The organism is Streptococcus sp. CF7_Ac1-8, assembly GCF_024295435.1.
Taxonomy (GTDB): domain Bacteria; phylum Bacillota; class Bacilli; order Lactobacillales; family Streptococcaceae; genus Streptococcus; species Streptococcus mitis_AP.
In genome coordinates this window covers 1-9,114 of sequence record NZ_JANCPI010000023.1, presented here as the reverse complement: position 1 = coordinate 9,114, position 9,114 = coordinate 1, and the positions used below count along the sequence as shown (strand labels likewise).

General features: G+C 40.5%; 10 protein-coding genes, 1 tRNA gene, 1 other RNA gene and 1 pseudogene. 12 read left to right on the top strand and 1 reads right to left on the bottom strand.

Annotated features, from left to right (window positions below):
* Positions 1-74: transfer RNA gene (locus NMM26_RS09475), tRNA-Asn, on the top strand.
* 76 nt (positions 75-150) lie between these two features.
* On the opposite strand, the pseudogene NMM26_RS09470 reads toward NMM26_RS09475, so the two are convergent.
* Positions 151-308 (bottom strand): annotated as a pseudogene (locus tag NMM26_RS09470) (ISL3 family transposase); the annotation flags it as partial.
* 486 nt (positions 309-794) lie between these two features.
* Here NMM26_RS09470 and comW point away from each other — a divergent pair.
* The 11 genes from comW to NMM26_RS09415 all read left to right on the top strand — a co-directional run.
* Positions 795-1,031 (top strand): sigma(X)-activator ComW, encoded by a 237-nt coding sequence (gene comW, locus NMM26_RS09465; protein ID WP_000941925.1) that lies wholly within the window; start codon positions 795-797, stop codon positions 1,029-1,031.
* A 231-nt stretch (positions 1,032-1,262) separates the two neighbouring features.
* Positions 1,263-2,549 (top strand): adenylosuccinate synthase, encoded by a 1,287-nt coding sequence (locus NMM26_RS09460; RefSeq protein WP_001832534.1) that lies wholly within the window; start codon positions 1,263-1,265, stop codon positions 2,547-2,549.
* A 199-nt stretch (positions 2,550-2,748) separates the two neighbouring features.
* Entirely contained in the window at positions 2,749-3,216 is a 468-nt protein-coding gene (gene tadA, locus NMM26_RS09455; protein WP_001110116.1) for a tRNA adenosine(34) deaminase TadA, read from the top strand.
* 32 nt (positions 3,217-3,248) lie between these two features.
* An RNA gene (ffs, locus tag NMM26_RS09450) (signal recognition particle sRNA small type) lies at positions 3,249-3,346 on the top strand.
* 56 nt (positions 3,347-3,402) lie between these two features.
* Complete coding sequence (locus tag NMM26_RS09445) at positions 3,403-3,846, top strand: dUTP diphosphatase (protein WP_000702003.1); 444 nt, start codon at positions 3,403-3,405, stop codon at positions 3,844-3,846.
* Complete coding sequence (locus NMM26_RS09440) at positions 3,806-4,363, top strand: histidine phosphatase family protein (protein ID WP_004240969.1); 558 nt, start codon at positions 3,806-3,808, stop codon at positions 4,361-4,363. Before NMM26_RS09445 ends, NMM26_RS09440 begins: the two co-directional genes overlap by 41 nt.
* Before the next feature lie 10 nt (positions 4,364-4,373).
* A complete protein-coding gene (gene radA / locus NMM26_RS09435; protein WP_303660011.1) occupies positions 4,374-5,738 on the top strand; it encodes a DNA repair protein RadA in 1,365 nt (454 codons plus the stop codon).
* Between the two features lie 72 nt (positions 5,739-5,810).
* Complete coding sequence (locus tag NMM26_RS09430; RefSeq protein WP_004240973.1) at positions 5,811-6,308, top strand: carbonic anhydrase; 498 nt, start codon at positions 5,811-5,813, stop codon at positions 6,306-6,308.
* Positions 6,309-6,332: 24 nt separating this feature from the next.
* Complete coding sequence (locus tag NMM26_RS09425; RefSeq protein ID WP_000742255.1) at positions 6,333-7,148, top strand: PrsW family intramembrane metalloprotease; 816 nt, start codon at positions 6,333-6,335, stop codon at positions 7,146-7,148.
* 145 nt (positions 7,149-7,293) lie between these two features.
* A complete protein-coding gene (locus tag NMM26_RS09420) occupies positions 7,294-8,262 on the top strand; it encodes a ribose-phosphate diphosphokinase (protein ID WP_000010158.1) in 969 nt (322 codons plus the stop codon).
* A 223-nt stretch (positions 8,263-8,485) separates the two neighbouring features.
* The coding region (locus tag NMM26_RS09415; protein WP_254754326.1) for an Rpn family recombination-promoting nuclease/putative transposase at positions 8,486-9,114 on the top strand (629 nt) is incomplete at its 3' end.

Genomic DNA, 9,114 nt, shown 5'->3' with positions numbered 1-9,114 from the left:
TCCGCCATAGCTCAGTTGGTAGTAGCGCATGACTGTTAATCATGATGTCGTAGGTTCGAGTCCTACTGGCGGAGTAGTTAATTAAAGGAGGTTTCGGCCTCTTTTTTGTTATATAATTAATAATCTATCTCGCTTCATTAGATGCGAGATATTTTTATTGACGATAGAAGTTTCAGACACCATCATTTTCGAGCACTGATAGCACTTAAAACAACGCTCTCTTAACTTACGCAATCAGGTCAAGATGGGGTGTCGTAGTTCAGTTTAGCGAGGATTTCCTTATGTGTACCCCTATTGATGATATCCATAATTTAGAAATTAGGGTCTGTAAGCTCTAGTAATTTTGTGATAAAGTGTAATTGTTCCATATGATTCTTTCTAATGATGGTTTGGTGCTTTTTCGTTATAAATCTTATGGAATTTTTTCTACCCTAAAATAGGTTCTATAATACCCATAGAGGACAAATATTATAGTTGCTTTTCTTTTTAATAATTATTAAGTGCTTCATTTCTATTCAATCACTTTATATTTTAAACTGAGAAAGATTCAATGCACAGGATGATTTATAATATAGTAACCGTAAAGGATAATTTTTGTAAATCATTTATATGAAATTTTTTATTTTTAAGGATTTAATAGTTTGTTTTTGATGTAAGATATTTGTTCTTATTCTGTCAATTTTTTCTATTTGTTATCTTGTTGAGGTTGGTATTTTAACAATTCAGGAATTGATAGTGAATGTGTAAAATTTTTTGTTAGAATAAGGTCATAAAAAGTAAAGGAGTATATATTTATGCTACAAAGTATTTATGATCAGATGACAGATTTCTATGACAGTCTCGAAGAAGAGTATGCTACTTTCTTTGGTGATAGTTGGGACTGGGAACATTTTCATTTTAAATTTTTAATTTATTATTTAGTGAGATATGGCATTGGGTGTCGTAGAGATTTTATTGTTTACCATTATCGTGTTGCTTATCGTTTGTATCTTGAAAAATTGATAATGAATCAGGGATTTATTTCTTGTTGAGATAGTTTGACAAAATTTCCGAACAAATTTACTTTTTTTATAGAATTATAATAACAAATAGCTGGTTATTTTTCTAAATCATTTTTTAATAGTTGGAAATAGCAAATCTTTCTATTGTTTCTTCTTGATAAAAAGGCGATTTTTTCTTATAATAAATTGTAAGATATAATTGCAGGTGAGAGTCCTGCCATGTATGTGAGAAAGGAAGAGCCTGAGGGCTCAGACAAGATTATGACTTCAGTTGTTGTTGTAGGTACCCAATGGGGTGATGAAGGTAAAGGGAAGATTACAGATTTCCTTTCAGCGAATGCAGAAGTGATTGCGCGTTACCAAGGTGGTGATAATGCAGGTCACACGATTGTGATTGATGGTAAGAAGTTTAAATTGCACTTGATTCCATCTGGGATTTTCTTCCCTGAAAAAATCTCTGTTATTGGGAATGGTATGGTTGTAAATCCTAAATCTCTTGTAAAAGAGTTGAGCTATCTTCATGAGGAGGGTGTGACAACTGATAACTTGCGTATTTCTGATAGAGCGCATGTTATTTTGCCTTATCATATCGAGTTGGATCGTCTGCAAGAAGAAGCTAAGGGCGACAATAAGATTGGTACGACAATTAAGGGAATTGGTCCAGCTTATATGGACAAGGCTGCTCGTGTTGGGATTCGTATTGCCGATCTTTTGGATAAAGATATTTTCCGTGAGCGTTTAGAACGTAACCTTGCTGAGAAGAATCGTCTTTTTGAAAAATTGTATGACAGTAAAGCGATTGCTTTCGATGATATTTTTGAAGAGTATTACGAATATGGTCAACAAATCAAGAAATATGTGACAGATACATCTGTAATCTTGAATGATGCGCTTGATAACGGTAAACGTGTGCTTTTTGAAGGTGCACAAGGTGTTATGCTAGATATCGACCAAGGTACCTATCCATTTGTTACTTCTTCAAACCCTGTGGCTGGTGGTGTGACAATTGGTTCTGGTGTTGGTCCAAGTAAGATTGACAAGGTTGTAGGTGTATGTAAGGCTTATACCAGTCGTGTAGGAGACGGTCCTTTCCCAACTGAGTTGTTTGATGAAGTGGGAGAACGTATCCGTGAAGTAGGTCATGAATATGGTACAACAACTGGTCGTCCACGCCGTGTGGGTTGGTTTGACTCAGTTGTGATGCGTCATAGCCGCCGTGTTTCTGGTATCACCAACCTTTCATTGAACTCTATCGATGTTTTGAGCGGTTTGGATACTGTGAAAATCTGTGTGGCCTATGATCTTGATGGTCAACGTATTGACTACTATCCAGCTAGTCTTGAGCAATTGAAACGTTGCAAGCCTATCTATGAAGAGTTACCAGGTTGGTCAGAAGATATCACTGGCGTTCGTAATTTGGAAGATCTTCCTGAGAATGCGCGTAACTACGTTCGTCGTGTGAGTGAATTGGTTGGCGTTCGTATTTCTACTTTCTCAGTAGGCCCTGGTCGTGAACAAACAAATATTTTAGAAAGTGTTTGGTCCTAAGAGATTTTTAAGATTTGTTTAAGATAGGTCGGGTATACTATAGACAGTTACAAGAAGACCTCCTAACTTGTTGTAACAAATATCCTAAACTTTTCTTTTTCATAATAATCTCCCTATAGAGTCACCGCATTCGGTGGCTTTTTTTGTCTTGAGATTCATGATATAATAATAAAACTGACAAGTAGAAAAAGGGAAATTGATGAATTATACAGTTGAAGAAAAAGAAGTCTTTATGAGGAAAGCTTTGAGAGAGGCTGAGATTGCTCTTGAACACGATGAAATTCCAATTGGTTGTGTGATTGTCAAGGATGGAGAAATCATTGGTCGTGGGCATAATGCGCGTGAGGAGTTGCAACGAGCGGTTATGCATGCGGAAATTATGGCTATAGAAAATGCGAACCTAAGTGAGGAGAGCTGGCGCTTGCTGGATTGCACGCTTTTTGTGACCATTGAGCCTTGTGTCATGTGTAGTGGGGCGATTGGACTTGCCCGCATTCCAAACGTGGTCTATGGGGCTAAAAACCAGAAATTTGGCGCTGCTGGGAGTTTGTATGATATCTTGACAGATGAGCGTCTCAATCATCGTGTGGAGGTTGAAACGGGAATTTTGGAAGATGAATGTGCAGCTATTATGCAGGATTTTTTTAGAAATAGACGGAAAAAATAATTTTGCTTTTAAAATGAATAGGAATGTGATATAATAAATAGTGGAGCAACAGTTCTGCGTGAAGCGGGTCAGGGGAGGAATCCAGCAGCCCTAAGCGATTTGAATTGTGTGCTCTTTTTTTCGTGCTTTTTCCGAATAAATAAGATAGAATAATCTAGAATAAATGATAATAGAAAAGAGAAGATGATGAAAATTCGTGGTTTTGAATTGGTTTCTACTTTTACAGATGAAAATTTATTGCCCAAGCGTGAGACAGCGCATGCGGCTGGTTACGACTTAAAGGTTGCTGTGCGCACAGTTATTGCGCCAGGAGAGATTGTTCTCGTCCCGACAGGGGTTAAGGCTTATATGCAGCCGACTGAGGTTCTCTACCTCTATGATCGTTCTTCAAATCCTCGTAAGAAGGGTCTGGTCTTGATTAACTCGGTTGGGGTCATTGATGGGGATTATTATGGAAATCCTGGGAATGAAGGGCATATTTTTGCTCAGATGAAGAATATCACAGACCAAGAGGTTGTTCTTGAAGTTGGGGAACGTGTGGTCCAGGCTGTCTTTGCTCCTTTCTTAATTGCAGATGGAGATGTGGCTGATGGCGTGCGAACTGGTGGATTTGGATCGACTGGGCACTAGGATGAAGATTATCTTTGTACGTCACGGGGAGCCAGATTATCGTGAGTTAGAGGAGCGTTCTTATACGGGATTTGGTATAGATTTGGCACCCTTGTCTGATAAGGGACGGCAGCAAGCCCAGAAACTGAGCACCAATCCTTTACTCCCTTCAGCTGAACTAATCATATCTTCTGCAGTCACAAGAGCTTTAGAAACGGCTTCTTATGTGGCCTGTGCTACGGGCCTTCCTTTGAGAGTGGAGCCTTTATTACATGAATGGCAGGTCTATGGAACTGGAATAGAAAACTTTGAAACAGCTAGAAGCCTGTTTTTAGAAAACAAGGGGGAGTTGCTTCCTAATAGTCCTATTCAATATGAGACAGCTGAAGAGATGAAGTCTCGTTTCCTAGAATGCATGGCTAAGTATCGAGATTACCAGACCGTGATAGTGGTAAGTCACAATATGCTTATGCGCCAGTTTGTGCCAAATGAGAAGATTGATTTTTGCCAAGTGATTGAGTGTGAGTTAGAGGTATAGAAAGAGGTTTATCATCGTAAAGAAAAAAGCGACATTTGTATGTCAAAATTGTGGGTATAATTCCCCTAAATATCTGGGACGTTGCCCTAACTGTGGATCTTGGTCTTCTTTTGTAGAAGAGGTTGAGGTTGCCGAGGTCAAGAATGCGCGTGTGTCCTTGACAGGTGAGAAAACCAAGCCCATGAAACTGGCTGAAGTGACCTCCATCAATGTCAATCGAACCAAGACAGAGATGGAGGAATTCAACCGTGTACTTGGAGGAGGAGTGGTACCAGGAAGTCTCGTCCTCATCGGTGGGGATCCTGGGATTGGGAAATCAACCCTTCTCCTACAAGTTTCAACCCAGTTGTCCCAAGTGGGGACAGTTCTCTACGTTAGTGGGGAGGAGTCTGCTCAGCAGATTAAACTACGTGCAGAGCGCTTGGGTGATATTGATAGCGAGTTTTATCTCTATGCAGAGACCAATATGCAGAGTGTTCGAGCAGAGGTGGAGCGCATCCAGCCAGACTTCCTCATTATTGACTCTATCCAGACCATTATGTCTCCTGAGATTTCAGGGGTGCAGGGGTCTGTTTCTCAGGTGCGTGAGGTGACGGCTGAACTGATGCAGCTAGCTAAGACTAATAACATCGCCATCTTTATCGTAGGGCATGTAACCAAGGAAGGAACCTTGGCTGGGCCTCGTATGTTGGAGCATATGGTGGATACGGTGCTTTACTTTGAAGGGGAGCGTCACCACACCTTCCGTATCTTGAGAGCGGTGAAAAACCGTTTTGGCTCCACTAATGAGATTGGGATTTTTGAGATGCAGTCAGGTGGCTTGGTTGAGGTCCTCAATCCGAGTCAGGTTTTCCTAGAGGAGCGTTTGGATGGAGCAACTGGCTCGTCAATCGTTGTGACCATGGAAGGGACGCGTCCTATTCTTGCAGAAGTGCAGGCTTTGGTAACACCGACTATGTTTGGAAATGCCAAGCGTACGACGACAGGGCTTGATTTTAATCGTGCGAGTTTGATTATGGCTGTTTTGGAAAAACGGGCAGGTCTTCTCTTGCAAAATCAGGATGCCTATCTCAAATCTGCTGGCGGTGTCAAATTGGATGAACCTGCCATTGACTTGGCGGTTGCAGTTGCCATTGCTTCTAGTTACAAAGACAAGCCAACCAACCCTCAGGAATGTTTTGTAGGCGAGCTGGGTTTGACAGGGGAGATTCGGCGCGTGAATCGTATCGAACAACGCATCAACGAAGCTGCTAAACTGGGATTTACCAAGATTTATGTACCTAAGAATTCCTTAACAGGAATCACTCCACCCAAGGAAATACAGGTCATTGGGGTGACAACGATTCAGGAAGTTTTGAAAAAGGTCTTTGCATAATCCGTGACAAATCCTCATAAAAATGATAAGATAGGAGAAATATTTGACTATCAAATTTTCAAGGAGGGAATCGTGTCGTATTTTGAACAGTTTATGCAAGCCAATCAGGCTTATGTTGCCCTACATGGGCAGTTAAATCTGCCACTTAAACCCAAAACCAGAGTAGCTATTGTGACCTGTATGGACTCACGTTTGCACGTTGCGCAAGCTCTGGGCTTGGCACTTGGGGATGCTCATATCTTGCGGAATGCAGGTGGTCGGGTGACCGAGGACATGATTCGTTCGCTAGTTATTTCCCAGCAACAGATGGGGACAAGAGAGATTGTGGTGTTGCACCATACAGACTGTGGTGCTCAGACTTTTGAAAATGGTCCTTTTCAGGAGTATTTAAAAGAGGAACTAGGTGTCGATGTGTCAGACCAGGACTTTTTGCCCTTCCAAGATATAGAGGAAAGTGTACGCGAGGATATGCAACTCCTTATCGATTCTCCCCTAATACCAGACGATGTCATTATCTCTGGTGCCATTTACGATGTGGATACAGGAAGTATGACAGTCGTAGAATTGTAAAAAATTCATTTAGAAAGAAAGTGTATGAAGAAAAACAGTATTTTATTTATTTTTATCTTATTGCTATGTATTGGTTTGCAGTATGAAACTATCTACTATACGGACGGTTCGATGTCAGGTGCGGAATATGGACTGATGGGAGTTTCTATCTTTCTAGCTCTCTTTTACATGATTCCGGCTCTTTATTTTCTTTTCCGTATTGGGAAAAAATGGGAATTGCCAAAGAACTCCTTGATCTTGTCTTTATTAGGAGGAATGTTCCTTTCAGGCTGGCTTTCTAGCTTTGCTAATACCTACATCCATGATTTACTGGGGGTTCTTTTCCCAGATAGTGCATTTTTAAATGCCTTTGAAAGTGCTATTGTGGCTCCTTTGGTAGAAGAAACCTTGAAATTATTGCCACTTATCTTTGTTTTAGCTTTGATTCCTGTGCGAAAATTAAAATCTTTGTTTTTACTGGGGATTGCTTCTGGTTTGGGATTCCAAATGATTGAGGATATTGGTTACATTCGTACGGATTTGCCAGAGGGCTTTGACTTTACTATTTCGAGAATTTTAGAGCGTATCATCTCAGGAATTGCCTCTCACTGGACTTTTTCAGGTCTAGCTGTAGTAGGTGTTTACTTGCTTTACAGAGCCTATAAAGGGCAGAAGATTGGCAAGAAACAGGGGCTTATTTTCCTAGGTCTAGCCTTGGGAACTCATTTCTTGTTTAACTCTCCTTTTGTTGAATTGGAGACAGAGTTGCCTTTAGCGATTCCAGTGGTTACGGCTATTACTCTCTATGGTTTTTATCAGGCTTATCGTTTTGTTGAGAAGCACAATGAGTTGATGAACTAGAATATTTTTTAAAAGAATGATGCAAGGGTACAAATATGCTGCCCTTCTTTTATTTTTGATTGAAAAATAGTGCAAAAAGCGCTACAATGGTAAATGGAAAAATCTTGTGAAAAGCACAAGCGATACATATATACCGGAGGAAATCATGTCTTTTTCTGATTTAAAGCTGTTTGCCCTTTCTTCTAATAAAGAATTGGCAGAACGTGTGGCGCAGGAGATTGGGATAGAGTTGGGGAAATCAAGTGTTCGCCAATTTTCAGATGGAGAGATTCAGGTCAACATCGAAGAATCAATCCGTGGGAAACACGTCTTTATCCTACAATCAACTAGTTCGCCTGTAAATGACAATCTGCTTGAAATTTTGATTATGGTAGATGCTTTGAAGCGTGCGAGTGCAGAATCTGTCAATGTTGTTATGCCTTACTATGGGTATGCACGTCAGGATAGAAAGGCGAGAGCGCGTGAGCCAATCACTTCAAAACTTGTCGCAAATATGCTTGAAGTAGCTGGAGTGGATCGTTTATTGACCATCGACTTACATGCTGCGCAGATTCAAGGATTCTTTGATATTCCTGTGGATCATTTAATGGGGGCTCCTCTGATTGCGGATTATTTTGAGCGTCGTGGCATGGTTGGTTCTGACTATGTGGTTGTCAGCCCAGACCATGGAGGGGTGACTCGTGCTCGTAAGTTGGCAGAATTTTTGAAAACATCTATCGCTATTATTGATAAACGTCGTAGTGTTGATAAGATGAATACTAGTGAAGTCATGAACATCATCGGTAAGGTCGAAGGCAAGACTTGTATCTTGATTGATGATATGATTGATACGGCAGGTACGATTTGTCACGCGGCAGATGCCCTTGCGGAAGCTGGTGCTGTTGAAGTCTATGCAAGCTGTACGCACCCAGTTCTTTCTGGTCCTGCTATGGACAATATCCAAAAATCAGCTATTAAGAAATTAGTTGTTTTGGATACCATCTATCTGCCAGAAGAGCGTTTGATTGATAAGATTGAGCAGATTTCAATCGCTCATCTCCTAGGAGATGCTATCGTACGTATCCATGAAAAACGCCCACTTTCTCCACTTTTCAGTATTGAGAAAAAGATTTAATGACCAAGCCTGAGATGATTCTCAGGTTTTTTTCATCTCTTTTCCGAATAAATAGATAGAACCATAGAATCTAGTAAAACTAGATTTAATACTCTTCGAAAATCAAATTCAAACCACGTCAACGTCGCCTTGCGTACTCAAGTACAGCCTGCGACTAGTTTCCTAGTTTGCTCTTTGATTTTCATTGAGTATAAGACTATGGTATAATAAAAGGAGGAAAAGGATGATTCTAAGACATCCGGGCATCAACCCGACTAATGATTTAGTGGCTAAGAAGATTTTTAGCAACCCAGAAATCACTTGTCAATTTATTCGCGATATGCTGGATTTACCAGCCAAAAATGTGACGATTTTAGAGGGAAGCAATATTCATGTCTTACCTTCCCTGCCTTACTCAGCGCAGGATTTCTATACCAGTATAGACGTCTTGGCGGAATTGGATAACGGCACTCAGGTTATTATCGAAATACAAGTCCATCATCAGAATTTTTTCATCAATCGTTTGTGGGCTTACCTGTGCAGTCAAGTCAATCAAAACCTAGAAAAAATTCGCCAACGAGAAGGTAATACACACCATAGTTATAAACACATCGCACCAGTATATGCTATCGCAATCGTGGATAGCAACTACTTTCAAGATGATTTAGCTTTTCACAGCTTTAGTATGCGAGAGGATACGACGGGTGAGGTTTTAACAATTACAAACAACGGTCAGGAAAACCATCTAGTCAAGATGGCATTCTTGGAACTAAAAAAATACAGAGAAACCAGCAAAGATAAGGTTCGCAAACCGTGGTTGGAGTTTTTCGGTAATAAACCCTTTACCCAACAACCCGAGCGAGCCATCAGCCA